Source organism: Gammaproteobacteria bacterium, from assembly GCA_013151035.1.
Taxonomy (GTDB): Bacteria; Pseudomonadota; Gammaproteobacteria; order JAADJB01; family JAADJB01; genus JAADJB01.
Genome location: JAADJB010000010.1, coordinates 42305 through 69181 on the forward strand (window position 1 = coordinate 42305; position 26877 = coordinate 69181).

Annotated in this window: 22 protein-coding genes; 16 read left to right on the plus strand and 6 right to left on the minus strand. The window is 45.9% G+C overall.

The window, feature by feature from the left end; translation table 11 throughout:
* Positions 1-31: 31 nt before the first annotated feature.
* From dapC to map, 3 genes are all read right to left on the minus strand, one after another.
* Positions 32-1237, minus strand: a complete 1206-nt coding sequence (gene dapC / locus GXP22_02050) for a succinyldiaminopimelate transaminase (protein ID NOX08268.1) — start codon at positions 1235-1237, stop codon at positions 32-34.
* Complete coding sequence (glnD, locus tag GXP22_02055; protein NOX08269.1) at positions 1234-3867, minus strand: [protein-PII] uridylyltransferase; 2634 nt, start codon at positions 3865-3867, stop codon at positions 1234-1236. The genes dapC and glnD overlap by 4 nt, the downstream gene beginning before the upstream one ends.
* Positions 3868-3957: 90 nt before the next feature.
* Positions 3958-4740 (minus strand): type I methionyl aminopeptidase, encoded by a 783-nt coding sequence (gene map, locus GXP22_02060; protein NOX08270.1) that lies wholly within the window; start codon positions 4738-4740, stop codon positions 3958-3960.
* 205 nt (positions 4741-4945) lie between these two features.
* Between map and rpsB the strand changes: the two genes are divergently transcribed.
* The 15 genes from rpsB (at position 4946) to rnhB (ending at position 19389) form a co-directional block, all read left to right on the plus strand.
* On the plus strand, positions 4946-5782 hold the full coding sequence (gene rpsB / locus GXP22_02065) for a 30S ribosomal protein S2 (GenBank protein NOX08271.1): 837 nt from the start codon (positions 4946-4948) through the stop codon (positions 5780-5782).
* Positions 5783-5820: 38 nt separating this feature from the next.
* A complete protein-coding gene (locus GXP22_02070) occupies positions 5821-6690 on the plus strand; it encodes an elongation factor Ts (protein ID NOX08272.1) in 870 nt (289 codons plus the stop codon).
* A gap of 116 nt (positions 6691-6806) precedes the next feature.
* The gene (gene pyrH, locus GXP22_02075; protein NOX08273.1) at positions 6807-7541 is read left to right on the plus strand and encodes a UMP kinase; all 735 of its coding nucleotides are present in this window, start codon (positions 6807-6809) and stop codon (positions 7539-7541) included.
* Positions 7538-8095, plus strand: coding sequence for a ribosome recycling factor (gene frr, locus GXP22_02080; protein NOX08274.1), 558 nt, complete (start codon positions 7538-7540; stop codon positions 8093-8095). The genes pyrH and frr overlap by 4 nt, the downstream gene beginning before the upstream one ends.
* Before the next feature lie 62 nt (positions 8096-8157).
* Positions 8158-8880, plus strand: a complete 723-nt coding sequence (gene uppS / locus GXP22_02085) for a di-trans,poly-cis-decaprenylcistransferase (protein ID NOX08275.1) — start codon at positions 8158-8160, stop codon at positions 8878-8880.
* A complete protein-coding gene (locus GXP22_02090; protein ID NOX08276.1) occupies positions 8873-9694 on the plus strand; it encodes a phosphatidate cytidylyltransferase in 822 nt (273 codons plus the stop codon). Before uppS ends, GXP22_02090 begins: the two co-directional genes overlap by 8 nt.
* Entirely contained in the window at positions 9694-10896 is a 1203-nt protein-coding gene (locus GXP22_02095; GenBank protein NOX08277.1) for a 1-deoxy-D-xylulose-5-phosphate reductoisomerase, read from the plus strand. The genes GXP22_02090 and GXP22_02095 overlap by 1 nt, the downstream gene beginning before the upstream one ends.
* A gap of 5 nt (positions 10897-10901) precedes the next feature.
* Positions 10902-12260: an RIP metalloprotease RseP gene (gene rseP / locus GXP22_02100; protein ID NOX08278.1), complete on the plus strand. Its 1359-nt coding sequence runs from the start codon at positions 10902-10904 to the stop codon at positions 12258-12260.
* Positions 12261-12280: 20 nt separating this feature from the next.
* Entirely contained in the window at positions 12281-14608 is a 2328-nt protein-coding gene (bamA, locus tag GXP22_02105; protein ID NOX08279.1) for an outer membrane protein assembly factor BamA, read from the plus strand.
* Positions 14609-14646: 38 nt separating this feature from the next.
* Entirely contained in the window at positions 14647-15165 is a 519-nt protein-coding gene (locus GXP22_02110; GenBank protein NOX08280.1) for an OmpH family outer membrane protein, read from the plus strand.
* A gap of 11 nt (positions 15166-15176) precedes the next feature.
* Entirely contained in the window at positions 15177-16181 is a 1005-nt protein-coding gene (gene lpxD, locus GXP22_02115) for a UDP-3-O-(3-hydroxymyristoyl)glucosamine N-acyltransferase (protein NOX08281.1), read from the plus strand.
* 22 nt (positions 16182-16203) lie between these two features.
* Positions 16204-16656, plus strand: coding sequence for a 3-hydroxyacyl-ACP dehydratase FabZ (fabZ, locus tag GXP22_02120; protein ID NOX08282.1), 453 nt, complete (start codon positions 16204-16206; stop codon positions 16654-16656).
* Entirely contained in the window at positions 16653-17420 is a 768-nt protein-coding gene (lpxA, locus tag GXP22_02125) for an acyl-ACP--UDP-N-acetylglucosamine O-acyltransferase (GenBank protein NOX08283.1), read from the plus strand. The genes fabZ and lpxA overlap by 4 nt, the downstream gene beginning before the upstream one ends.
* 152 nt (positions 17421-17572) lie before the next feature.
* Positions 17573-18712 carry a lipid-A-disaccharide synthase gene (gene lpxB / locus GXP22_02130; protein ID NOX08284.1) on the plus strand — a complete coding sequence of 380 codons (1140 nt, stop codon included), beginning with the start codon at positions 17573-17575 and terminating at the stop codon, positions 18710-18712.
* Positions 18713-18789: 77 nt separating this feature from the next.
* Positions 18790-19389 carry a ribonuclease HII gene (gene rnhB, locus GXP22_02135; protein NOX08285.1) on the plus strand — a complete coding sequence of 200 codons (600 nt, stop codon included), beginning with the start codon at positions 18790-18792 and terminating at the stop codon, positions 19387-19389.
* Here rnhB and GXP22_02140 read toward each other — a convergent pair.
* Genes GXP22_02140 through GXP22_02150 form a run of 3 tightly spaced genes read right to left on the minus strand, consistent with a single transcriptional unit; the run spans position 19383 to position 23270 of the window.
* Positions 19383-20114: a hypothetical protein gene (locus tag GXP22_02140; protein NOX08286.1), complete on the minus strand. Its 732-nt coding sequence runs from the start codon at positions 20112-20114 to the stop codon at positions 19383-19385. The genes rnhB and GXP22_02140 overlap by 7 nt on opposite strands.
* A 20-nt stretch (positions 20115-20134) precedes the next feature.
* Entirely contained in the window at positions 20135-20596 is a 462-nt protein-coding gene (locus tag GXP22_02145; GenBank protein ID NOX08287.1) for a cyclic nucleotide-binding domain-containing protein, read from the minus strand.
* Complete coding sequence (locus GXP22_02150; GenBank protein NOX08288.1) at positions 20589-23270, minus strand: hypothetical protein; 2682 nt, start codon at positions 23268-23270, stop codon at positions 20589-20591. Before GXP22_02150 ends, GXP22_02145 begins: the two co-directional genes overlap by 8 nt.
* A gap of 108 nt (positions 23271-23378) precedes the next feature.
* On the opposite strand from GXP22_02150, the gene dnaE reads away from it, so the two are divergent.
* Positions 23379-26876: a DNA polymerase III subunit alpha gene (gene dnaE, locus GXP22_02155; protein NOX08289.1), complete on the plus strand. Its 3498-nt coding sequence runs from the start codon at positions 23379-23381 to the stop codon at positions 26874-26876.
* Position 26877 lies beyond the last annotated feature (1 nt).

Sequence of the window (26877 nt, forward strand, 5' to 3'; positions counted from 1 at the left end):
GGCTAAAGACCCCACTTCTGAAAAATGAAATTTATAGCCGGGTGTTTTTGATAATATAGTCACGAATGCGATGGGCGGCCTCAATACATTCATCAATCCCGGCAACCAGTGCGATACGAATGTAGTTTTTACCAGGATTTCCACTGGCAGTGTTGCGTGACAGATAACTGCCGGGCACCACGGTGACGTGTTGTTGTTCAAATAACTGCTGACAGAATATCTCATCATCAATTGGGGTCTTAAGCCATAGATAAAACCCGGCATTTGGGGCATTGACATCGATGGCTGCTGACAGAATCTTGATAACAGCGGTAAATTTCTCACGGTATTGATCCCGATTTTTCTTAACGTGTCCCTCATCCTGCCATGTCAGGGTACTGGCCTTTTGTGTCGCTAAGGACATGGCACATCCCTGATAGGTACGATAGAGATGGAACACCTGCATGACCTCGGCATCGCCTGCGACAAAGCCGGAACGCAGGCCGGGCAGGTTGGATCGTTTGGACAGGCTGTGGAAAACCAGGCAACGAGAAAAGTTTTTATTACCCATCGTCTGTGAGGCTGTCAACAAGCCACTGGGCGGGTTGTTCTCATCGGGATAAATTTCGGAGTAACACTCATCGGAGGCGATAATAAAATCATGTTGATGAGCCAATCTAATTAGTCGCTGCAAACATTCCAGGCTTAGCACCTGTCCGGTGGGATTGCCCGGTGAACAGATATAGAGTAACTGACATTGATCCCATACCGAATCACTAATGCTGTTAAATAGATCAATATCTTTTTTAGTCAGATCTGAATTAATAAAGAAGGGCTGGGCACCCGCTAATAGACAGGCCCCTTCATAGATCTGATAAAAGGGATTGGGCATGGCAACAATGCTGTCCTTACCAGGGTTTATCAGACACTGAGCAATCGCAAACAGAGCTTCGCGGGTGCCAGTGACCGGGAGTATATGCTGGTTAGCATCAAGGCTCCCGGTGGGTAGTTGAAACCGTTTAGATAACCATTTAACAATGCTGGTGCGTAACTCAATACTACCGCGTGTCACCGGATATTTACCCAGATCCTGACGTTGTGCGTACATTTCTTCGGCAACAAACTCAGGTGGTTGATGGCGCGGTTCACCAATGGATAGATTGATGTGGGAGAGTGTGTCAGGTGGTTGCACCCCATCCTTCAGCCTTGCCAGACGTTCAAACGGATAGGGTTGTAAGCGGTCAAGATCCGGGTTCATTGTTTAGCTTGTTCCTGTTCAGATTCCAGAGACTGTATGAGTTGTTGATGCAGTTTATCGAGCCTGTCTTGATCGTTAATGGGTCTGTTACCATGATCTGTAATATAAAAGACATCCTCTGCCTTTGAACCAAAGGTGGCAATCTTGGCATTATGTAGCCGTATATCCGATTGTATAAAGACCTGCCCAATCTGTGATAACAGACCAGGATGATCGCCGGTTATAATTTCAACGATGGTGTATTTTTCAGCCGCCTTGTTAATGATATCAATTCGAGTCGATATTCTGAAATGCTTGAATTGTCTTGGATTGTTGCGTGATATTTCACTAAAACTATTGTTAATATCAAGTAGACGTTGTTTGACACTGGCTTGAATTTGCTCAAGACGATGTTGATCCCGGATGTCTTCTCCTGAACTTTCCAATACCACAAAAATCTCCATTGCATAGCCGTTCTTCAATGTGACGGTACGTGCATCAGCAATGGTTAAGCAGAGTTGATCAAGTTGGTGCGCGGTTATGGTAAACAGGCCATCGCGGTTCTTTGTGTAGATAAAAATCTCGGTGCCACCACGTTCTGAATCATGACGAAAATCAACCAGCGGTTCATTGCTACCCTTATGTTTAATCAAAGTCATGGTTTGCCAACAGATCTGTTCAGCGGTGTTTCTGACGAAATACTCATCATTTAACCACTGCCATTGTTCATCAATGGCCTGATCAGTCACCTGCCTTTCGGATAGCAATGATCGCGCATCGGTCTTGATGGCATCAATGTGTTGTTGATGGTCAACCGGATTATCCAGGCCGATACGCAAGGCGCGGGTGGTTGCTATGTGCAATTCCTGTAACAGTGATCCCTTCCATGATGTCCATAGCTTGGCATTGGTTGCGCGGATATCGGCAACGGTTAGCAGATACAGATAATTCAGGCGTTGAGGATTCTCGACCAGGGCAGCAAATTCACGAATAACATCAGGGTCACTGATATCTCTACGTTGCGCCGTTGTCGACATTAATAAATGGCTCTGTACCAGCCATGCAATCAGATTAGTATCATAACTACTGAGGCTATGTTGCTGACAAAAACGGGTCACTTCAATGGCACCCAGTTCGGAGTGATTACCTCCTCTGCCTTTGGCGATGTCATGAAAGATACCGGCAATAATCAGTAACTCCAGTTTAGGTATGCGTTTGATAATGTCACTGCAATAGGGGAGTTCTTCGGAGAATTCATCAATGGTTAGACGACGGATATTTCTTACCACAAAAAGGGTGTGTTCATCGACGGTATAGGCATGAAACAAATCGTATTGCATCTGTCCGACAATATGGTTGAATTCCGGTAGATAAGCAGCCAATACACCATATCGATTCATCCGTCGGAGTTCATGGGTAACACCTAGTGGCTGACGGATAATCTCCATAAACAGACTGCGCGAGCGTAGATCCTGACGAAAATCATCATTAATCAAGTGTAGATGAGCGCGAATCAGTCGAATAGTCGATGCCCGTACGCCCTTAATCTCAGGATGTTGTGCCATCAACAGGAAGATCTCCAGCAAGGCAAAAGGGTAGCGTGCGAATACTTGATCATCACTGACCTCAAGAAACCCGTGGATAACATGAAATCTGCGATTAAGGATATGTGCCGGACACTGATTGCCAGTGTATAGAATCGCCTCCTGGAAGTGTTGTAATAACATATCATTCAGGCGTTCCAGTTCCATCACCGTGCAATAATACTGTTTCATCAGGCCTTCGATGGCCTTGTTGCCCTCACCGCTATAGCCTAGCTTTTCTGCCAGGTTGCGCTGGTAATCAAATAATAGCCTGTCTTCCCGTCTGCCGGTCTGCTGGTGCAGGGCGTAGCGCACCTGCCACAGGAAACACTGTCCCTGCCACAGGGCGTGATATTCATCCTCGGTGAGAAAATCGTGTGAGATCAGTTCTTTTAATGTCTCGGCACCAAAATGGCGTTTGGCAACCCAGCCAATCATCTGTATATCACGTAGTCCTCCAGGACCTTCCTTGATATTGGGCTCAAGGTTGTAAGCGGTATCGTGATATTTGGCATGACGCAGTTGTTGTTCCTTGCTTTTTGCCTCAAAAAAATCACGGCTGGTCCATATATCATCACTGGTGGCGATCTGTTTTAATTCCTTATACAGCGTTTGATCACCATAGATGAGGCGTGATTCCATAATGTTGGTGGCAATGGTGATGTCTTGCCGGGATTGCTCGATACAGTCCTGCAAGGTACGGACACTATGTCCCACTTCCAGACCAATATCCCATAGAAATTGCAGGAAGGAGGCCATGGCTGCATTCGGGATATTCTCTTCCGATGGCAACAGGATCATTAGATCAATATCCGAACCGGGTAGTAGCTCTGAACGGCCATAGCCGCCAACGGCAAGTAAGGCTAGATTATTGGCATCATTCTGTAGCCAGTACGCCCATATCCGGCGTAGAATTTCATCAATAAAAAAACTACGGCAATGAACCAGGTTCTCAATCGCATCACCTTGATCAAAGTGCTGGTGAAGATGCTTGTTGGCAAGTGTTAACGCATCACGAAAAGATGAAATCAGCGTGGCTTGATCCTGTGGTCTATCGATAACAGGGATCTCACACAGGTCGATTAATGCTTGAGGAATAATCGGGTAATCATTGGCCGATAAATTTTTAGCTGTCATATTAAATTCCACTGTTCTCTGTTAAATGATCAGATCTTCCAGGTTGTGACCTTCAGCTAGTGTCAATACCTCACAGCCATCATCGGTAACCACCAGAGTGTGTTCCCATTGTGCTGACAGGCTATGATCTTTGGTCACTACCGTCCAGCCATCATTGAGGAGTTTGATGTTGCGCTTACCGGCATTCACCATCGGTTCGATGGTGAATGTCATACCGGCTTCTATCCATAGACCTTCACCGGGGATACCATAATGGAGTACCTGAGGGGCCTCATGAAAAACCTTGCCGATACCATGACCGCAATACTCTCGTACGATAGAGAAATTGTTCTTTTCGGCATGGCTTTGAATGGCGTGTCCGATGTCACCCATGCGTATCCCTGGTTTAACGATTTGTATCCCTTTAACCATGCATTCATGGCTGATCTTGATGAGCCGTTTAGCAAGCACTGAGGGTTCCCCGATCACAAACATCATGCTGGTATCACCATGATACTCATCCTTGATAACGGTGATATCAATATTAACAATATCACCATTTTTTAATTGTCGTTCACCGGGTATGCCATGACAGACCTGATGATTGAGGGAGGTGCATATTGATTTGGGGAAACCATGATAATCAAGCGGGGCCGGGATGGCCTGTTGCACCTCGGTGATGTATTGATGGCAGATTTGATCCAGTCGATCGGTGGTGATACCGGCCTTAACATGGGGTCGGAGCATGCTTAATACATCAGCGGCAAGCCGCCCGGCTACACGCATTTTTTCAATTTCTTCTTCAGTTTTCAAAGTGATACTCATTGATTTATGGGTCCCGTATTGGCGATAATTGTTGTTGATGGGGCTATTTTATGGTATAAAGTGCGGCTTGTTAAGGTTGATAACCCCTTGTTATCTGCTTTTATTTCAAACATGCACCAAAAAATGTAGAGTTGGGTGCCTTGGCATTGTCCGGGTTGACTCTATCAGGTGCATGAGGATTAACCCTAAATACTGGAGTATTTTTATGTCAAACATGACCATGCGTCAAATGTTGGAAGCTGGTGTGCATTTCGGCCATCAGACCCGTTTCTGGAACCCAAAGATGGCACCTTATATCTTTGGCGAACGTAGCAAAATTCATATCATCAACCTGGAAAAGACCCTTCCTTTATATAAGGATGCTGCCAATTTTATTGGTAAGCTGGCCGCTAAGGGTGGCACTGTTCTTTTCGTAGGCACTAAACGTGCCGCACGTAATGTGATTCGTGAAGAGGCAGAACGTTGTGGTATGCCTTATGTTAACCATCGCTGGTTGGGCGGTATGTTGACCAATTATAAGACGGTACGTCAGTCTATCAATCGTCTGAAAGATCTTGAAAAGATGTCCGAGACCGGTAATTTCGAGGTAGCTAACAAGAAAGAAGGCTTGATGTTGCAACGCGAGATGGCGAAGTTGAATCTGAGTCTTGGTGGTATCAAGAACATGAAGGGCATCCCTGATGCAATGTTTGTTATTGATGTGGGTTATGAGAATATTGCTATTGCTGAGGCACGTAAACTCCAGATACCGGTTATAGGTGTTGTGGATACCAATAACAAACCTGATTATATCGATTACGTTATTCCCGGCAATGATGATGCGATTCGTTCTATTCAGCTGTATGTCAGTGGCATCGCTGATGCAGTACTGGATGCACGTTCAGCGAGCGTTACTGCGGTAGTGGATAGCGGTGATGACTTCATGGAAGTGGATGAATCTGCTGTTGCTGATGAGGTTGTAGCACCTGCACCGGCGGCACCTGAACCTGCTGCACCTACAGAAGATGCTGCAAAACCTGCAGAAAATCAGGATGCTTCCTAATCTCGATTTAATTTAATGTTGTAAGAGGAATTATTGTAATGGCAATTACTGCTGCACAAGTAAAAGAACTGCGTCAACGCACCGGTTCAGGCATGATGGAGTGCAAAAAGGCACTAGTTGAGGCTGATGGGGATGTGGATACTGCCATCGAGTCGCTGCGTAAGACGGGGCTGGCCAAGGCCGACAAGAAGGCAGGGCGCGTGGCTGCTGAAGGTCTTATCGTTATGAAAAAGAGTGATGATGGCAAGGGTGCTGTTATTGTTGAAGTGAATTCCGAGACAGATTTTGTTGCCAAGAAAGAAGAGTTTCAGACCTTTGCGAACAAGGTTGCTGAAAAGGCGCTTGCTGCTTTAACTGATGATGTTGCAGCATTGATGTCTGCCGATGGTGATGACCTGGAAAATGATCGTAAAGAACTGATCGCCAAGCTGGGTGAGAACATTAATGTACGTCGCTTTGCCAGGATTTCATCTTCTGCCAATATTGCTGATTATCTGCATGGTGTCCGCATTGGTGTGCTGGCGGAGGTTGAGGGCGGTGACGAAGATCTGGCACGTGATGTTGCCATGCATATTGCGGCCAGTAATCCGGCATTTATTTCAGAGAAGGATGTTGATCCGGCCGTTCTTGATAAAGAGAAGGCTATCCTGGTGGCTCAGGCTGCCGAGAGTGGTAAGCCTGATAATATCATCGAGAAGATGGTTGAAGGTCGGATCAAGAAGTTCCTTGCCGAGATTACCTTGCTGGGGCAACCCTTTGTTAAGGATCCTGATGTAACCGTGGGTCAATTACTGGAGAAGGCCGGGGCAACTATGCTTGCTTTTAATCGTATCGAATTAGGTGAGGGTATCGAGAAAAAGGAAGAAAACTTTGCCGAAGAGGTGATGGCTCAGGTCAGGGGCGAATAAAGACAAGATTCGTTATTAAATCTGTAATACAATGGGGTCGCTATGCGGCCCCATTGTATATCTGCAGTATAAATAATGTGCGTAGTTAGTTGATAACATACAATAAAAAGGTGTTTATGAGTAATAAAGACAATATGTATCAGCGTATTCTGTTAAAACTGAGCGGTGAGGCTCTGAGTGGCACACTGGATTCCGGTATTGATCCTCAGGTGCTGGCAGCATTTACCAGTGAGATTAAACAGTTGGTCGATGATGGCGTGCAGGTTGGTCTGGTTATTGGTGGTGGAAATATCTTTCGTGGTGAACAATTAGCCGCAGCAGGAATGGATCGTGTGGCAGGTGATCATATGGGTATGCTGGCGACGGTAATGAATGCTATTGCCATGGGTGATGCTTTCCGACGCATCGGGATTGATGCACGGGTTATGTCCGCTTTTCCCATTGGCTCGGTTTGCGAAACCTATCGACGTGATGATGCGGTGCGTCATCTCAACAAGAATCGGGTAGTGATTTTTTCTGCGGGTACTGGCAACCCCTTCTTTACCACAGATTCTGCTGCCAGTTTACGCGCTATTGAGATTGGTGCCGACTTGATGTGTAAAGGAACCCAGGTCGATGGTATTTATAGTAGTGACCCAAAGATCGACCCCACTGCAACGCGCTATACCCGTCTGAGTTATGATGAGGCCATTACCCGTAATCTTAAGGTGATGGATACGACAGCCATTGTGTTATGTCGCGATCATGCTATGCCGTTACGTGTATTTGATATTCATGAGAAGGGTAATTTGAAGCGTGTTGTCAATGGTGAAGATGTGGGCACCTTGGTCGAGTGTGGAGATGATTCATGATAGATGAGATTAAAACAGATGCCGGAGATCGTATGCAAAAGAGCCTTGCTGCCTTGCGTAATGATCTGCAAAAAATTAGAACCGGTCGAGCACATACCAGTCTGCTCGATCATATTCAGGTTGAGTATTATGGCAGTAATGTGCCCTTGAGTCAGGTCGCCAATGTTGCTGTTGAGGATTCAAGAACCTTATCGGTAACTCCCTGGGAAAAACCAATGGTGCAGGCTATAGAGAAGGCGATTATGCGTTCGGACCTGGGCTTGAATCCTTCTTCTGTAGGAACGGTTATTCGTATCCCGTTACCGGCATTAACAGAAGAACGTCGTAAGGACATGATTCGAGTGGTAAGAGGCGAGGCCGAGGGTGCCCGTGTGGCTATTCGTAATATTCGTCGAGATGCGAATAGTGATTTTAAATCCCTGCTTAAGGAAAAAGATATCTCGGAGGATGATGATCATCATGCACATGAGGCCGTTCAACAACTGACAAATACTGCAATTAAGCAGGTTGAAAAGGTGTTGGAAGAAAAAGAAAAAGAATTAATGGAAATTTGATTAACGCTATCACCATGTCACTGGACTTTTTTAAACAAAAACAGACCCCGATTGTTGCCGATATGCCACGGCATGTTGCGATCATTATGGATGGCAATGGTCGCTGGGCAAAGGCTCGTCATCTACCGCGTCCATTCGGTCACAGGGAAGGGGTGAAGGTTGTTAAGCAGATTATTACTGCCAGTCGCGACTGTGGTATTGAGGCATTAACCTTATTTGCCTTTAGTAGCGAAAACTGGCGCAGGCCGCGTAAAGAAGTTGAAATGTTGATGGACCTTTTTATATCGACATTGCGTAAGGAAATTGATGAATTGCATAAAAAACAAGTGCGTATTCATTTTATCGGGGAACGTAGCCAATTTAGCGCAAAGATGCGTGACATGATGGATTCAACCGAACAATTAACCGCTGATAATAAAGGTATGCATCTGACCATTGCTGCTAATTATGGAGGGCGTTGGGATATCCTGGATGCCACACGTAAATTGGTAAAAAAGGCACTGGATGGTGAGATTACAATGCAGGGGATTGATGAAGAGGCCTTTGTCGCAGAGTTAAGCGGTCCTCAATTACCCGAGCCGGATCTTTTTATACGCACCGGTGGAGAACAACGCATCAGTAATTTTCTGTTATGGCAACTAGCCTATACCGAACTCTATTTTACCGATACCCTGTGGCCAGATTTTGATGAGGCCTGTTTTAATGATGCACTGATATCCTTTGCGGGTAGGCAACGTCGTTTTGGGCAAACGGGTGATCAGGTGGAGAGCGCAAAAGGTGCTTAAACAGCGGATCATTACCGCTTTTATTCTTATTCCATTGGTTGTCTGGGGTGTTCTGGGGCTACCCTCCTTGTGGTTAGCCTTTTTGTTTGCGCCATTCGTCTTTATCGGAGCGTGGGAGTGGAGTCGCCTTATCCCGTTAAACAGTCACTCAGCACGGCTGTGTTATCTGTTGCTCATGCTTTTATTGTTAATGGCAGTAGGGTATTTCATGCAAAATAGCCTGATTTCAACCGGGTTTCCTATGCTGGCTAGTCTCTTTTGGGCGCTGTCGATTTTCTGGTTGGGTGCGGTTCATATCGGCAGAGAGACCTCCGCTAAATGGGTTATGATCAAGTCCCTGTTGGGCCTTCTAATCCTGAGCAGTTGCTGGCTTAGTGTCTTATTAATTCATGCCATGCCAGCCAATGGTCCGAGTTTATTATTGACCTTGCTCATCGTGATATGGGCAACCGATAGTGGTGCCTATTTTTCAGGTCGACAATGGGGACGTCATAAACTGGCACCGCAAGTGAGTCCTAAAAAAACCTGGGAAGGTTTCTGGGGGGGCTGTTTCTCCGGTCTGCTGGTGGCACTGGTTTCTGCAACCATCCTTGGTTGGGAGAATGAGCGATTGCTACAGTTTGTCTTGTTAGCCCTGTTTGTGATTATTGCCTCCGTTATTGGTGACTTGTTTGAGAGCTTGTTAAAACGGCACCAGAATATCAAGGATAGCGGTAACATTTTCCCCGGACATGGCGGTGTGCTGGATCGTATTGATAGTCTAACGGCGGCTGCCCCTGTTTATCTGTTGGGTCTCTACTGGATTGGTGCATGATGGTTAACGCAACGGGAAGCTCCCGGCAAGGTGTTTGCCTATTGGGAGCAACAGGTTCAATTGGTGGCAGTACACTGGATGTTTTGCGGCAGCACAGTGATTCCTATCAGCTCATTGCTGTGACCGCTAATCGCGATGTGGAAGGGCTGTTTTTAATCTGTCAGCATTTTCAACCACATTATGCTGTGCTTGCAGATGAACGCTGTGGTGAACTATTCAGACAACGGATTAACGCAGCAGGTCTCACTACTGAGGTGTTGATTGGTCGTCAGGCATTGCTTGAGGTTACTGTGCTGGATGATGTGGATGTCGTGGTATCCGCTATTGTTGGTGCGGCAGGTTTGTTGCCAACACTTGAGGCGGTAAAACACGGTAAGCGTGTTCTATTGGCAAACAAAGAGGCATTGGTGATGTCGGGGCACCTGTTTATCGAAGCCGCACAGCAGTCTGGTGCTCAATTATTACCTGTTGATAGTGAACACAATGCGATTTTTCAGTGTATGCCTGCGGATTATATTGTGGGTAACCGGGCAGCAGGGGTGCGGCGGATACTACTGACGGCCTCTGGTGGACCTTTTCGTACCTATGCACTGGATGAGCTGCGCGATATTACCCCGGATCAGGCCTGTGCCCATCCTAACTGGGAGATGGGTCGAAAGATTTCGGTTGATTCAGCCACTATGATGAATAAAGGTCTGGAACTGATCGAGGCCTGTTGGCTATTTGGTATGGGAGTCGATGATATCGATATTATTATCCATCCCCAAAGCGTTATTCATTCAATGGTTGATTATGATGATGGCTCGGTATTGGCTCAATTAGGTAATCCTGATATGCGTACGCCGATTGCGAATGCCTTGTCCTGGCCTGAGCGTATTCATTCCGGCGTTGAGCCACTTGATCTGCCCAAGCTGGCTATGCTGAATTTTGAGAAGCCGGATTTTGAGCGTTTCCGCTGTTTGCAATTGGCACATGATGCATGGAATGCCGGGGGTACTGCACCGGCAATATTAAATGCTGCTAATGAACTGGCAGTGGATGCCTTTTTATCGGAACGCATCAGCTTTCTGGCAATTGCAGATATGGTTGATGCAGCAATGGGTGCCTGTGAGGTTCATGCGGCATCCGATCTTGATCAAATCCTTGATGATGATCGTCTGGCAAGAAACTATGTTGAACAATATATTGGCGGTAAAAGATAACACTAATGGATATTCTTTTTTCAATACTTTCTTTTGTTGTTGCTATTGGCCTGTTGATTACGGTGCATGAATTTGGTCATTTCTGGGTGGCAAGAAAAGCAGGGGTACGTGTTTTACGCTTTTCGGTGGGTTTTGGCCAGCCGTTATGGCGTAAAAAAATCTATGGGGGCGAGACAGAGTTGGTGTTGGCTGCAATCCCATTAGGTGGCTATGTCAAGATGCTGGATGAACGTGAAGGTGAGGTCTCCAGTGCCGATCTGAAATATGCCTTTAATCGCAAGCCATTGTCATCCAGAATGGCCATTGTTGCTGCGGGTCCAATCTTTAATTTGTTGTTTGCGGTGTTGTTATATTGGGCGATGTATATCATCGGGGTGTCTGGTTTGCGTCCGGTTATTGGTGAGGTGCATCCCGATACCATTGCAGCACAGGCTGGAATGACTGCCGGTGATGAAATTGTTTCCGTTAATGGACGGGAAATAAGGATATGGGATACATTGATCCCGTTGTTACTGGATGCGGGTATTGAAAAAGAACGCTTAATCGTTGATTTGCTGGATAAAAATAATGGCTTGCGACAGGTGTCTCTGGATTTCACTCAAATAAACTCGATTCTGGATAAGACGGATCTGCTGGAATCAATCGGGCTGGAGCCCTGGTCGCCGACGCTTCCTGCGCTAATACGTGATGTTGTGGCAGCAGGTGCGGCAGAAAAGGCAGGACTAAAAAGTGGTGATCTGGTTGTGCAGGCGAACGGTAAGACTATTGACGATTGGTCCGGGTTTGTCGATGAGATCAAGACACATCCCGGGCAACAGATGGATGTTGTGATTGAACGAAATGGTCAACAACTGAATATTAATCTGATACCAGAATCAATCATTGATGGCGAACAGACACAAGGTCGGATTGGAGCCTATGTTGATGTGCCTGATAATCTGTATAACGAGATGATCGAGATGGTGCGTTATCCTGTGTTAGAGGCCTTTCCTATGGCATTGAAAAAGACCTGGATAATGAGCAGTCTGACATTAAGAACTTTCGGGCAGATGCTGATGGGGCAGGCCTCATTAAAGAATATCAGTGGTCCGATCACGATTGCTCGTTATGCGGGTAAAAGTGCAGATAGAGGATTGAGTAGTTTTCTTTCCTTTTTGGCTATTATCAGTCTCAGTTTGGGGATATTAAATTTATTGCCAATACCTGTGCTGGATGGTGGTCATTTGCTTTATAATCTTATCGAGATGGTTAAGGGGAGCCCGGTATCTGATTCAATTCAGGCCTGGGGGCAACAACTGGGAATATCCCTGTTGCTGTTGTTGATGGGGCTGGCTGTATATAATGATCTGCAACGATTGTTTTAGTTAATTAATAGAGATTTTTTATGAATACCGGATTTTGTAGTATTGTCCCAGTGAGGGGTCGAATATCATTGGTTTTTATATTGTTGTTGGCAATAAGCATGAAGGTCTGGGCTGTTGGCAATTTTGTGGTTAAGGATATTCGTGTTGAAGGGCTGCAAAGAATATCGGTAGGTACTGTTTTCACCTATTTACCGATACGGGTCAATGACTACTTTAATGCGGATTCATCCAAAGAGGCAGTACGATCATTATTTCGCACTGGGTTTTTCAAGGATGTCAGCTTAGAAAGAGATGGCGGAGTGCTGGTGGTGGTGGTGCGTGAACGCCCGGCAATATCAGCGATTAGTCTTAATGGTAATGATGATATTGATACAGAGGCCTTACTGTCATCTTTGAAAGAGGTTGGTTTTGCTGAAGGTCGTGTGTTCAAACGCGCAATGCTGGAACGGGTTGAACAGGAAATGCGCCAGCAATATTTCAGTCAGGGCAAGTACGCAGTTAAGATTGAGAGCACCGTAACACCTCTGGAGCGTAATCGAGTGAGTATTCATATTGAGGTGGTGGAAGGTCAGGCTGCCAAGATAAAACATATTAATATTATTGGTAATACGGCCTTTAATGATGAAGTATTACAGGACAATTTTGAATTAAGTGAGCCAACAACTTTTTCCTTCCTGACAGATGTCGATGATTATTCAAAACAGAAACTGGCTGCTGATATCGAGACACTGCGCTCCTATTATCTGAATCGTGGTTATGTGAAATTCAGTGTCACCTCAACACAGGTAACAATATCACCGGATAAACGCGATATCTATGTCACTATTAATATAAAGGAAGGTGCTAAGTACCATATTAGTAGTGTTACGTTGGCGGGAGAGTTGGTGGTTCATGCAGAAGAGCTTTTCCCCTATGTTCTGATCAATGAAGGGGATGTTTTTTCACGTAGTAATATTGCTAAAAGTATTGAGAAAATCAGTGCGTTTCTGGGTACTAAGGGTTATGCCTTTGCCAATGTTAATACGATACCTGAAATGGATGATGATAAGGCAGAAATAGCGGTCACCCTGTTTATCGATCCAGGTAAGCGTGTTTATGTGCGTCGAATTAATATGCAGGGCAATACCCGTACTCGGGATGAGGTGCTAAGACGCGAACTCAGACAGATGGAAGGGGCCTGGTTTTCGGCAGATAAGGTGGAACGATCCAAGGTTCGAATTGATCGTTTGGGGTATTTTGATAGTGTCAGCGTTGAGATGCCTGCGGTTCCGGGTGCAACCGATGAAGTGGATGTAAACTATACCGTGTCTGAACGTTCTTCTGGCAATCTATCCTTGGGCTTTGGTTTCTCGCAATCGGCAGGTTTTCTACTTAATGCTAGTGTGAGTCAGAATAATTTCCTCGGTAGCGGTAAACGGGTGGGCTTCGAATTTAACAATAGTCAATACAATACCGTTTATAGTTTCTCCTACTTAAATCCCTATTATACGGTTGATGGTGTTAGTCGAGGGTTTGGTGCTTATTTGAGAGAGACTAATCTTAGCACTATATCGCTATCAGCCTATACCACTAACAGTATGGGTGGCAACGTCAGTTTTGGTCTACCCATTAATGAATATGATCGAATCAACCTTGATATGAGCTTTGAAAATCTGGAGGTTATAGCGGGTAGCGGTTCACCTCTGGAGGTTACTGGTTTTATTGCCAAACATGGCGGCCTATTCAACACCTTCCGTTTAAATGCCAGTTGGGCGCATGATACCCGTAATCGTCGTATCTTTGCTTCACGCGGTATGTTACAACGGGCTAGTGCGGAGTTTACGGTGCCAGGTATAGGCTTGCAGTATTATAAAATGACTTACCGTCACCTGCTTTATGTGCCAGTAACCAATGACATTACGCTGTCATTGAATGGTGATGTCGGCGTTGGTAATGGTTATGGAACCTTCGATAACATGCCCTTTATCAAGAACTTTTATGCCGGTGGTGTGCGTTCGGTGCGTGGTTTTCAGGATTATTCACTGGGCCCCAAAAACACACCGGCTCCTGGTTGGGGTGCAACCCCTTATGGCGGTAGCTTCAAGGTTGTGGGTAATGCAGAACTGATATTTCCTATTCCATTTTTCCCCGAGGTTAGATCCTTTCGTGTAAGTGCGTTTCTGGATGCGGGTAATGTGTATAAGGATGTGAGTTCTTTTGATGCGGGGGAAATACGTTATTCTACCGGACTTTCTGCGATTTGGTTATCACCAATGGGAGCATTGCAATTTAGTTTTGCCAACCCTTTGAATGATAAACCGGGTGATAATGTGCAGGTGTTCCAGTTTACCATGGGTTCCGCATTTTAATTTAAGGAACCTTTGATTAGTTATATTAAGGAGATCTAATGAAAATATTTAATAAAAGTTTATTGGTTATTGCTGCCTTTCTGTTAAGTACGCATTTGGTATCGGCTGATACCCGTATTGGCTATGTTGATTTTGCGCGTCTTATGGAACAGGCACCGCAGGTCAAGGTTGCTCAAAGCAAGATGGAAAATGAGTTTAGTCCGAGAGAGAAAGAACTGGTTTCCCTGCAAAGAAGCCTGAAGGAAATGGAAGACCAGTTGGCGCGAGATGGTGCGGTAATGGGTGAGTCTGAGCGTGCTAAACTTGAGCGGGGTATATTGACCAGTAAACGTGAATTAAAACGTGCGGGTGAAGAATTTCGTGAGGATCTTACTCTGCGACGTAATGACGTATTATCCCGCTTACAGAAAAACCTGTATGAGACGGTCGTTGATTTTGCTGAGGGTAATAAATTCGATTTGATCGTTGGGGATGGTGTCTTTTATGCCAGTAAACAAATTAATATTACCGATCAGGTGCTCAAGGCGCTGGAAAAGGATTTTAAGGTACGTAAGTAAACTTCGGGGAAATGACTTTGATTCTTTCTGAATTAGCTCAGGCGATTGGTGCTGAATTGCATACCGATGATGGGGCTGTTGATATTGAATCGGTGGTAAGCCTGAAACAGGCAACAAGCAAGGATATTAGTTTTTTATCCAATGCGTATTATAAATCACTGCTGGCAGAGACCCAGGCTGCTGCCATTATATTATCAGAAGAGTTTTTGGCAGATTGTCCGGTGTCTGCACTGGTGGTAAAAGACCCCTATGTGGCTTATGCCCGGGTTGTTGAATTAATTAATCCTCGCAGCAAGAGTTCGGCCGGGGTTCATGCGTCAACCATTATGGGTGAGTCCGTTGATATTGCTGCCGATGTCAGCATTGCGGCGAACTGTGTTATTGGTTCAAATGTTCGTATTGGTGCGGGTGTTGAGATTGGCCCATCCTGTGTTATTAGCGATCATGTCAGCATTGATGATAATAGTCGCTTAGTGGCGAATGTGACGATATGCTCGAATGTTCGCATTGGTGTACGGGCGATTATTCACCCCGGTGTGGTTATTGGTGCAGATGGCTTTGGTCTGGCATGGGATAAGGATCATTGGCTAAAGGTTCCCCAGATTGGCGGGGTGTCTATTGGTGATGATGTTGAGATTGGTGCTAATACCACGATAGATCGAGGCGCATTGGATGATACTATCCTGGGTGATGATGTAAAACTGGATAATCAAATTCAGGTTGCTCATAACGTAGTGATTGGTGATCATAGCGCGATTGCGGGTTGTGTCGGAATTGCAGGTAGTGCACACATAGGAAAACACTGCCGCATTGGTGGTGGTGCGGGTATACTCGGACATCTGGAGATTGTTGACCACGTTACCGTAACGGCGATGTCATTGGTGAGTCGATCCATTACTCAGGCTGGAGAATACTCATCCAGTATGCCGGTACAAAGCAAGGAACTCTGGCAAAGGAATAATGCACGATTACGTCGACTGGATAAAATGATACGCAAAGGTCGTCTGAATAATTAATTAACATATTAGGTGAAATAGCATGGATAAGGTATTGGATATTAACGAGATTATGGAGCATCTTCCTCATCGTTATCCTTTTTTATTAATCGACCGTGTACTGGAATTTGTACCCCATGAATCATTAAAAGGCTATAAAAATGTAACCTATAATGAACCCTTCTTTAGCGGGCATTTTCCACAAAAACCTATTATGCCGGGGGTCTTGATTATTGAGGCACTGGCTCAAGCCACAGGCTTACTCGCCTTTCGTACCATGGAAAAGCATGCAGACAAGAATAGTCTGTATTATCTGGTGGGTATCGATAAGGTGCGGTTCAAAAATATTGTAGAACCGGGTGATCGTCTGGATCTAGACGTTACAGTGACCAAGGTTAAACGTGGCATTTGGTTATTCAAAGGTATTGCCTCGGTAGAAGGTAAGATCGTGACGACTGCGGATCTTATGTGTACTGAACGGGAAGTCGAAGCTTGATTGATGCCCGTGCGGTTATTGATTCATCCGCAATAATCGGAGAGGGGGTTAGTATTGGCCCTTTTTCGGTTATTGGTGCTGATGTTGAACTGGGTGATGGCACCTGGGTTGGTCCGCATGTTGTCATTCAAGGGCCCACCCGAATTGGCAGAGATAATCGTATCTTTCAGTTTTCATCTATTGGTGATGAGCCGCAGGATAAAAAATATGCAGGAGAGAACACCCGCCTGGAGATTGGTGATCGCAATACCATTCGTGAATATGTCACCATTAGTCGTGGCACGATACAGGACGAGGGCGTAACACGCATTGGTGATGATAACTGGATTATGACCTCGGTTCATATTGCCCATGATTGCATCATTGGTAATCAGACTATATTTGCAAATAATGCCACCCTGGCGGGACATGTCACTATTGCTGATCATGTCATTCTGGGTGGGTTTACCCTGGTGCATCAGTTTTGTGCGATTGGTGAATATGCCTTTACTGCAATGGGTACGGCGATTGGTAAGGATGTGCCGCCCTATATGATGGTATCAGGTAATCCGGCAAGGACTCATGGCTTGAATAGTGAAGGGCTGAAACGCAGTGGGGTATCGATTGAAGTGCTTTCGGAATTAAAACAGGCTTATAAGATTCTGTACCGTTCCAAACAGAACCTGGATAAGGCTATTGAGGCGTTGGAGCAGCAGGCATCTTGTGATGAGAGTCAGCAGCTTATTTGTTTTTTGAAAAAAACATCCCGAAGTATTGTTCGTTAGGTTCGAGACATGAATCGCTTCTCCTTAACAGAGACACGCCGTAAATACATCCCTGTAGGCTCGATGCCCGCGTCCATGCGGGCAACGATCTCTGTTAAGGAGGAGCGATTCATCTCTCTTGAGTGTAGGTAGGGGATGGTCGTGTTTTTTCTATGATGCGTATAGGTGTGGTTGCGGGAGAGGCATCAGGTGATCTTTTAGGTGCGGGGCTTGTTAAAGCCTTGAAACAGCGTTTTCCTGATGCTGAGATCACCGGTATTGCCGGGCCAAAGATGATGGCGGCGGGTTGTAAAACACTATTCCCGATGGAACAGTTGTCTGTAATGGGGCTGGTGGAGGTATTGGCTCATTTGCCGCAATTACTTTCTATCCGTAGCAAACTGTTCCAGTATTTTAAGATGAATCCCCCCGATGTGTTTATTGGTATTGATGCGCCGGATTTTAATCTGGGGCTTGAACGTCGCTTGAAGTCAATAGGTATACCCACAGTTCATTATGTCAGTCCCTCGGTGTGGGCATGGCGACAATATCGCGTTAAAAAAATTGCGCGCAGTGTTGATCTGATGCTAACGCTGTTCCCATTTGAGGTGGATTTTTACCGTAAACATAATGTAGACGCTTGTTTTATCGGGCATCCACTTGCTGATGAAATCCCTGAGTCCAGTGATCAGAATGAGGCAAAGAGATTATTATCAATCAACTCCGAGGCGAAAGTGTTGGCTTTATTGCCGGGTAGTCGCATGAGTGAAATTGAGGCGCTGGCAGCCGATTTTATTGCAGCTGCGGAGTGTTGTATTCAACATCACCCTGATTTAAAAATTGTGGTGCCGTTCACTAATGAGAAGACACGCCGTTGTTTTCAGGAAAAATTATCGGGATCAGAAAATCAATCCCGTTTTATTCTTCTTGATGGGCAATCACAGTTGGCGATGACGGCAGCTGATGCGGTATTGATTGCATCGGGGACGGCAACCCTGGAGTGCTTGTTGATTGGCCGTCCGATGGTGATTGCCTATCGTCTGGCTCCTTTTACTTATTGGCTGGCACGTCGGCTTATTCGTACAAACTTTTATTCATTACCCAATTTGTTGGCAGGTCGAATGATTGTGCAGGAAATTACTCAGGATGAGGTGTGTGCGGAAACGCTGGCTGAAGCATTAATGCCTTATCTTGATTCGTCACAACGACGCATTGAATTGCAGCAGGTGTTTTTAGGAATTCATGCGGCTTTGCGTAATAATGCGAGTGAGGCGGCAGTTAACAGAATTGTTGAGCTGTTAAGAAACCGCTGACCATCTTGATCAGTAGGGTGAGTATCACGCACCATTTTCACAGTTCATTTTTTATGTGTTTAGTAAGGAGAGTTACAATGGAATTTGAACCCGTTGAGTACCCAGAGGGGCTACATGTCGCCGGGGTTGATGAGGTCGGGCGTGGGCCATTGGCGGGGCCGGTGGTTGCGGCTGCGGTGATTCTTGACCCGAATAATCCAATTGCCGGGCTCAATGATTCCAAGCGTTTGACTGAACGACGACGGGAACAGTTGAATATCAAGATCAGGGAGAAAGCACTGGCATGGTCGATTGCACGAGCTGAGGTGGAGGAGATTGATGACATCAATATACTGCAGGCTAGCCTGTTAGCCATGCAGCGTGCGATGAATAGTCTATCAGTGGTTGCGGAGTATGCCCTGATTGATGGTAATAAGGCACCGGAGTTGAATTGCCCGTTACAGACAGTGGTAAAAGGGGATGCGCGTGTGAACTGTATCAGTGCGGCTTCTATTATTGCCAAGGTAGAACGTGATCATGAGATGGTGGCAATGGATGAAAAATATCCGGGTTACGGTTTTGCCAGCCATAAAGGTTATCCTACTAAACAACACCTACAGGCCTTGCAAGTGCTTGGGGTTACTGTAATACATCGTCGGTCATTTGCACCGGTCAGGCGCTGTTTGGAGGGTTACTGATTTGCCGTTGTAAATTGATGGACAGAGGATAATGAACCATGATTAAAATCGCCGAGTAACGGGTCTTCATTAACATCGCGTGCGTGCACCTTCCATTCATACCAACCATCGGCCTGGATAAGTCCAAAGGGCAATTCGGCATAGGGTTTATCAAGTAAGTCTGATGTGAATATCAATCGTTCTTCATCCCATAAATCGCGGATAAACACCTGGTAATACAGTGCTCCATCAACCGCTGACCAACTGAGATGAGAAACCGGAGCGGTAAGCTCAGTACCATGAGCCGGTTGCAGGTCTTTCGGTTTGTCCATGCGTTTGATAATAACGTAGTCGCGAGTCTCATCAACAACCCCGTTTTTGAGTGTGACGAGTGTCTTGTACCAGCCATTTAATGGCTTTTTAGATAGCTCTACCTGCTTCATGAATACACGCTTATCGGCGTGTTTGTTATCTTTGATAATTCTGTATCGTTCCATGCCAATTATTGTCAGCAATCGATCATCAGGGGCATAGACCTGGATGGATTCAATATCCTGATAATGAGTAGTCGAGAAAAGGGTGAGCAGAAATAAAGGGCGATTGGGCCAGTGGCAGACATGAATATCAAAAAAACCAACAGGGGAATAATGTTTATCGTTATCCTCAGCAAGGCTGTTTGTGTTTATTGATAGTAGGCTAATCAGCAAAAAAAATATTGTTATGTGTGATTTATAGGTTGCGTTCATGGGTGAATCCATAGATCCCTTTAAGACTTAATAAGTTTGTTTGCCTCTCTAAGACGCAAACTCATACTTCGTAGTATACCTAATGCCAGTTCAGGAAAACGGGAGATCAAGGCGCGCAGGCAGGCCTTTTCCAGAACCAGTAGATGCGATTTCTCAATGACATGAGCGGTGGCAGAACGTGGCAAATCATCCAGCATCCCCATTTCACCGAAGCATTCACCAGCCTCAAGTATTGCGAGGAAATCTTTGATCGCAGGGTCGGGATTGATTGAGATACCAATCTTGCCGGATTCAATAATATACATCTGGTCGCCCTGATCATCGATATCACATACTCGTTCACCCGGTATATAAGTCTCTTCAAGTAATTCTCTGGCGACAATGCGCAGAGTATCAGTGTTAACCTCGGAGAATACCGCGGAACGTTTAAGCATTAAAACACGTTCGAATAAATCCGGAATGGTCTCAATAATATCAGGCATGACTTGCAGGCTCCTGGGTCTTTATCTTGTTTGCACAATGAAATAACCATGGGTCATCAAATGTCTGACACCACTGAATGATATCATGCAGGTTGGTGAATAGAGGATGCTCTTTGTTAGAGTCCATACTGTTATCGTGCTTCATATTATTTAGAATTGATAGCAATAGTTGGCTTAAAGACTGGTCTGAAAAGCACTCCAGCACCTCCAGTGCATTCGCGTAGTGTTGTTGGTCATTGCTGATTAAACCTGCGCGGATGACTGCAACAGCTGTTGGATCTTCACAAAGAGAGACGGCATAGAGAGATAAGTCGAGTAATTGTGAGGCTCTTTCATCCAGCAATAATTGCAGCACGCGAGTGGCATAGTCACTCGGGTGTGTATTTGTTAGTGTATGTTTCGCGGCAAAGAAAGCGGCGGCATCCTTTGCTTTTTTATAGGCAATCCGGCGCAGAACAGGAAGCTCGGGTTCTCTTTGTATCAAGGTGTTTAATACCGATGACTGAGCGCGAGGTGAGGCCTGTGAGCTTAATAGCCAGTCGACAATATTGATATTGCAGTATGCGGGGCTGAAGAAGGTGCTGACTGCTGCCGTACGGACATCCGGGTGTTCATCCTCGAAGGCCGCTCTTACAATTTGTCGACTACTATTGGCATTAATTTTACCTAATATCGTCATTGTGATTTTACGGATCTCCGGGGCGGAATGTTGGGCAAGCCCCTGGAGTGATAATAAAAACGGCTCTATCTCATGTTCTGGCCACAGTGATAGTGCGTTAACACACAATAACTGGATACGATAATTATCAACCAGGATCAGGCTTTTTAGTTGTTGGCTAAATTCTGTGCGTGGATAGAATGTCAACAGGTCCAGTCCGGCAAGGATCTCGTGCTTATTCTCACTTTCGAGTAATTCTTTCCACTCATCAAGGGCCGTCTGTTGCAATGATTCGATGGGGTAGTGCAAGGCACCAAAGATTCCTGCAGTACGAATGCGTGAACTATTGCTGCGTATGGATGAACGAATCATTGATTTGGCAGTGTTATCTTTCAGGTTAAATAATGCCCGCAGGGATGTTGATCTCAGGTGTTCATCGCCATCTCTGATCTCGGACCATAATTGTTTGCGGATGGTTTTTATCCGTAAAGGCATCATATATTTAATCAACTGATCACGTTGCGCCATATCCATGCCAGTCAGGGATTCGAGAACGGTTGAGATGGCACGTTGTGGGTTAATTTTGAGTAGCTTGATTGCTGCACTAAAACGGATGTCCGGTTCCGCATGCTGGGTTGCTCGACACAGGATATCAAAGGTCTTGTTGCTATCATCATCACTTAATTGATGAATCTCGCGATCCGGGATGAAGAGTTTATTGCGTAGACTGGAAATTAGTGCGGAGGCATAGTTTTTATTCATTTTCAGGGCAAACAGGAAATAGGCTGAGGAGGTAAGCAGACCAATAATTAAATAAGACTGTGCCGATAAACCTTGTTGTGTCAGGTACAGAAAAAGACCCGCACAGATTAGTGCCAGAGGCAATATTAGCCCTGTTCCCAATGCCCTTGATCGACCCTGCAGGCGGGCAGGGAGCGCATTGTAAAATAGATTGTGTACCGGATTTCTGAAGCCGGGCATGATGCTGTCCTTGCTGAAACTGGCAAATAGGGCAGCGGGCAGGGCGTAGCTGAAATTAAACAGTAAAAAACTGAGTGTAATAAAGACAGGAAATATTAGGTTAACTAGCCGAATACCCTTGCGGTGAATCAGTTTGTTGGTGATAAACAACTGAAAGAACAGGGCGATGATACCGGTAATGGCAGAGAGTCCACCATAAAACGAGGTCAGGGAAGCCTCATCTGTGAAGTAGTCAATATAGATTCGATTGCTGGCATAGTGCAGGATATAAAAACTGATCACCATAAAAAACAGGGCCAGCAGGATGAATTTCAGCAAGGTAGAGTAACGGGCAAATGAAAGCCCTTCACTAATTTGTTGCAGTGCCTGACTGAAGGCACCACGACCTCTGCGCAAGGGTCTGAAATAGGGCGATGTACCGTGGTTTGTGTGGTAGCGCTGTACCTGTTGTCTGGTGATAATGAGTGTTATGACCCATAACAGCAGGATATGTTCTACCGCAATAAACTGGGCACTAATGGCCAGTAAAGAGCCGCCTAATATGGCACCTAACTGCATCCCCCCCAGTATTATCGGGATTAGACGTTTGATTTGTCGGGAATCAAGGTTCTGACTTAGATAGAGTGTGCTATGGATAAGTATGATCTCGGAGGTAATTTCATACAACAGGTAATAAATCGGATAAATGCCCTCATGGGGTGCGAATGATATGACTAGCCAACATAGAAGTAATACCGCAAGCAATATGTTAATAATATTTTTGAGCAGTTTTTCAGAACTGATGCGGTCAACAATGCTGGCATAGATCAGGCATACAACGAACAGAGCCAAGCCTAACAGGACATAGGTATAAGGTAGATTTTCGATACCAAAGCGTTTAAAAAACATAGCCTCAGCCGAGCCACGACCCAGTGACATGCCGCAACCTAACAGCGTGAAGATGAGTAAAAAGTGTGAAAACCTTTCACGTTCCCCCGCCTCGATCATGAAGAAACGATAAATGCGTTCAATCATTGCCTTGTTTGCTAGCCCCATTTTTTATTTTCTATTTATTCAGGTGCTTATTCTACTGATTTATAGCAAGTCTTGTATACAATAAATTATCTGCTTGAATATCACGCGACAATACATGAAAATTCGCGCATGAAACCTCGTTTTATCCATTTACGTTTGCATTCAGAGTATTCCCTTGTTGATGGTGTGGTGCGGATACCTGATCTGGTCGCCACCCTTGCTGATACGGGAATGCCTGCCTGTGCGATAACTGATCAAAATAATCTGTTTGCGTTGGTTAAATATTACCGTGCCTGTATCAACAAGGGGATCAAGCCGATCATTGGTGTGGATCTCTGGTTACATAATGAGCAGGATATCAGGCACCCCCACCGGTTGGTGTTGTTGTGTAAGGATCGTGGTGGCTATATACACCTTTCCGAGCTGATTTCACGCGCCTATCTTGAGGGACAGCATAATGGCATCCCGATTATCGAGCAGGCCTGGCTACAGGACGGGAATAGTGATGGCTTGATTGCGCTCTCCGGTGGACGTGAAGGGGATGTCGGTCGTGCCTTGCTGGCAGGTAATCAGGAACTCGCCGGGCACTTGTTGCAAAAATGGCAACAACTATTCCCTGATGCCTATTATCTTGAACTACAGCGCACGGGTCGAGTCAATGAAGAAGAATACATTCATGCCGCTGTTACACTGGCGGGGCAACAACGGATACCCGTAGTTGCGACCAATGATGTTCACTTTATCCATGTCGATGATTTTGAAGCACATGAGGCTCGCGTCTGTATCCATGATGGACGCACTCTGGATGATACCCATCGGCCACATAACTACACCAGTCAGCAGTATTTACGCAGTGAAGAGGAGATGCTGGCATTATTTGATGATCTGCCAGAAGCTCTTGAAAACACCGTTGAGATTGCCCTGCGTTGTAATCTGGAACTGACTCTGGGCAAGAATTATCTGCCTGATTTTCCTGTCCCGGAAGGTTTGACGATGGATGCGTTCTTTCGTGCCGAGGCCTGGGCCGGGTTAGAAAAACGGCTTGCTGTCCTGTTCGATCCTTCCAGTGAGGGATTTACAGAGCAGCGTAAACCTTATGATGAACGCTTGGAGATTGAGCTTGGGGTTATTATCGAGATGGGCTTCCCCGGTTATTTCCTGATTGTGGCTGATTTTATTCGCTGGGCAAAGAACAATGCCATCCCGGTTGGGCCAGGACGTGGCTCGGGTGCGGGCTCGCTGGTCGCCTATGTGTTGACCATTACCAATCTGGATCCACTTGAATTTGATCTTTTGTTTGAACGTTTCCTTAACCCTGAGCGTGTCTCGATGCCAGATTTTGATATCGATTTCTGTATGGAAGGTCGAGATCGTGTGATTGAGTATGTGGCACAAACATATGGCCGGGAAAAGGTGTCCCAGATAATAACCTATGGCTCAATGGCGGCTAAGGCAGTGGTGCGTGATGTAGGACGTGTGTTGGGGAAACCCTATGGTTTTGTCGATACCATCGCTAAGCTGATCCCATTTGAGATCGGTATAACACTGGATAAGGCGCTGGAGCAGGAACCTCAGTTGGCTGAGAAGTACAACGATGAGGAAGAGGTGCGCGAACTGATTGACCTGGCAAAGTCATTGGAAGGTCTGTCAAGGAATGCCGGTAAACACGCCGGTGGTGTCGTTATTGCGCCGTCTAAACTTACAGATTTTACCCCATTATACTGTGAACAGGGATCAACTAGTATTGTCAGCCAGTTTGATAAGGATGATGTTGAGGCGGTGGGTCTGGTCAAGTTTGATTTTCTGGGTCTGCGTACCCTGACCATTATCGACTGGGCGTTACAGACAATTAATCGACAACGTGCAGAGCAGGGGCTGGATGCCATTGATATCGATCTGATCCCGACCGATGACAAGGCCTCATTCGATCTGTTAAAGGCGTGTAATACGACGGCGGTATTCCAGCTTGAATCCAGTGGTATGAAGGATCTGATTCGCCGCCTGCAACCGGATAATTTTGAGGATGTTGTGGCATTGGTTGCTCTGTTCCGACCGGGGCCGTTGCAATCAGGCATGGTAGATGATTTTGTTGAACGTAAACATGGTCGTGCCAGGATTGTTTATCCGCATCCTGATCTGGAAGATATATTAAAACCAACCTACGGCGTTATTCTGTATCAGGAACAGGTGATGCAGATCGCCCAGGTGCTCGCCAACTACAGCCTGGGTGGTGCGGATATTCTGCGCCGCGCCATGGGTAAAAAGAAGGCCTCGGAGATGGCGAAACAACGCACCATCTTTACCGAGGGTGCCACGGCGCGTGGTGTGGAAGAGAGTGTCGCCACCTATATCTTCGATTTGATGGAAAAGTTTGCCGGTTACGGTTTTAATAAATCACATTCTGCCGCCTATGCACTGGTTGCCTATCAAACGGCCTGGATGAAGGCGCATTATCCGGCGGAATTCATGGCGGCAGTCTTATCGGCGGATATGGATAATACCGATAAGGTGGTCACCCTGATTGATGATTGTGCCAGTATGGATATTGACGTGGTACCACCGGATGTTAATCGTTCTTACTACGCATTTACCGTGAATAAAGCAGACGACAAGGATCAGGTGATTTATGGTCTGGGTGCTATCAAGGGTGTGGGTCAGGCGGCTATTGAAGGCTTGATCAAGGAACGCGAGGAGAATGGGTCGTTTGGTAGTTTGTTTGATTTATGTCAGCGCGTTGATCTGAAAAAATTAAATCGACGTGTGTTGGATGCCCTGATTCGTGCTTGTGCCCTGGATGGTATTGGCCCCAATCGTGCCAGTTTGATGCAGCAATTACCCTCCTCGTTACGCCTGGCTGAACAACGAAGTCGGGATGATCTGGCAGGTCAGAATGATCTGTTTGGTGGTGGTGATGTGGATGAGACTGTTGAGGAAGAAGAACAAACGCTTGAGATTGATGAGTGGGATGAAACCATTCGTCTGCAAGGTGAGCGGGATACCCTGGGGCTGTATCTAACGGGACATCCTGTTTCCTGTTATCAGGATGAACTGGCTCAATTCATCTCTGGACGGATCGTTGATCTGATGACTGGCGCACGGGAGGGTAGTATCGCTCTGGTTGCCGGTCTAGTGATTGATATGCGTGTGATTAATCCAAAGAATAATCGGGGTAGGTTGGCCTTTTTGACCCTGGATGATCGTAGCGGGCGTATCGAGGTTCGGGTTCAAAGCAAGATGTATGAGCAATACCAGGCAATTCTGGCACGGGACAAGATTCTGGTCATCAGTGGAAAACTGGATCGAAATGACTATTCAGGTGGTAATTATCAGGTTAGTGCAGAACAGATTATGGAGTTAAGTGAGGCACGGGAAATTTATGCTGAGTGTCTTTCTTTCTCTTTCACCTCGATTAGTATGGATGCTACCTTTGTCTCTCGCTTAGTCGAGGTGTTGCAACCCTATCGTGAGGGGAAATGTCGAATCTGTGTCGATTACCAGAATACACAGGCGGCCGCACGTCTTCAGTTGGGTGGCGATTGGTTGGTGCATCCATCGGATGAGTTGATTACCCGTCTAAGGGCAATGCCCGAACTGGATCAGGTGCTTATGGAGTATAAATCTGACTAAC

Coding starts and splice junctions, on each gene's coding strand:
- rpsB (NOX08271.1), top strand. CDS start 4,946: ATGTCAAACATGACCATGCGTCAAATGTTGGAAGCTGGTGTGCATTTC.
- uppS (NOX08275.1), top strand. CDS start 8,158: ATGCCACGGCATGTTGCGATCATTATGGATGGCAATGGTCGCTGGGCA.
- GXP22_02145 (NOX08287.1), bottom strand. CDS start 20,596: ATGCCTGATATTATTGAGACCATTCCGGATTTATTCGAACGTGTTTTA.
- rnhB (NOX08285.1), top strand. CDS start 18,790: ATGGAATTTGAACCCGTTGAGTACCCAGAGGGGCTACATGTCGCCGGG.
- frr (NOX08274.1), top strand. CDS start 7,538: ATGATAGATGAGATTAAAACAGATGCCGGAGATCGTATGCAAAAGAGC.
- GXP22_02070 (NOX08272.1), top strand. CDS start 5,821: ATGGCAATTACTGCTGCACAAGTAAAAGAACTGCGTCAACGCACCGGT.
- lpxD (NOX08281.1), top strand. CDS start 15,177: ATGACTTTGATTCTTTCTGAATTAGCTCAGGCGATTGGTGCTGAATTG.
- lpxB (NOX08284.1), top strand. CDS start 17,573: ATGATGCGTATAGGTGTGGTTGCGGGAGAGGCATCAGGTGATCTTTTA.
- GXP22_02140 (NOX08286.1), bottom strand. CDS start 20,114: ATGAACGCAACCTATAAATCACACATAACAATATTTTTTTTGCTGATT.
- fabZ (NOX08282.1), top strand. CDS start 16,204: ATGGATAAGGTATTGGATATTAACGAGATTATGGAGCATCTTCCTCAT.
- rseP (NOX08278.1), top strand. CDS start 10,902: ATGGATATTCTTTTTTCAATACTTTCTTTTGTTGTTGCTATTGGCCTG.
- GXP22_02095 (NOX08277.1), top strand. CDS start 9,694: ATGGTTAACGCAACGGGAAGCTCCCGGCAAGGTGTTTGCCTATTGGGA.
- dnaE (NOX08289.1), top strand. CDS start 23,379: ATGAAACCTCGTTTTATCCATTTACGTTTGCATTCAGAGTATTCCCTT.
- dapC (NOX08268.1), bottom strand. CDS start 1,237: ATGAACCCGGATCTTGACCGCTTACAACCCTATCCGTTTGAACGTCTG.
- bamA (NOX08279.1), top strand. CDS start 12,281: ATGAATACCGGATTTTGTAGTATTGTCCCAGTGAGGGGTCGAATATCA.
- GXP22_02110 (NOX08280.1), top strand. CDS start 14,647: ATGAAAATATTTAATAAAAGTTTATTGGTTATTGCTGCCTTTCTGTTA.
- GXP22_02150 (NOX08288.1), bottom strand. CDS start 23,270: ATGGGGCTAGCAAACAAGGCAATGATTGAACGCATTTATCGTTTCTTC.
- pyrH (NOX08273.1), top strand. CDS start 6,807: ATGAGTAATAAAGACAATATGTATCAGCGTATTCTGTTAAAACTGAGC.
- map (NOX08270.1), bottom strand. CDS start 4,740: ATGAGTATCACTTTGAAAACTGAAGAAGAAATTGAAAAAATGCGTGTA.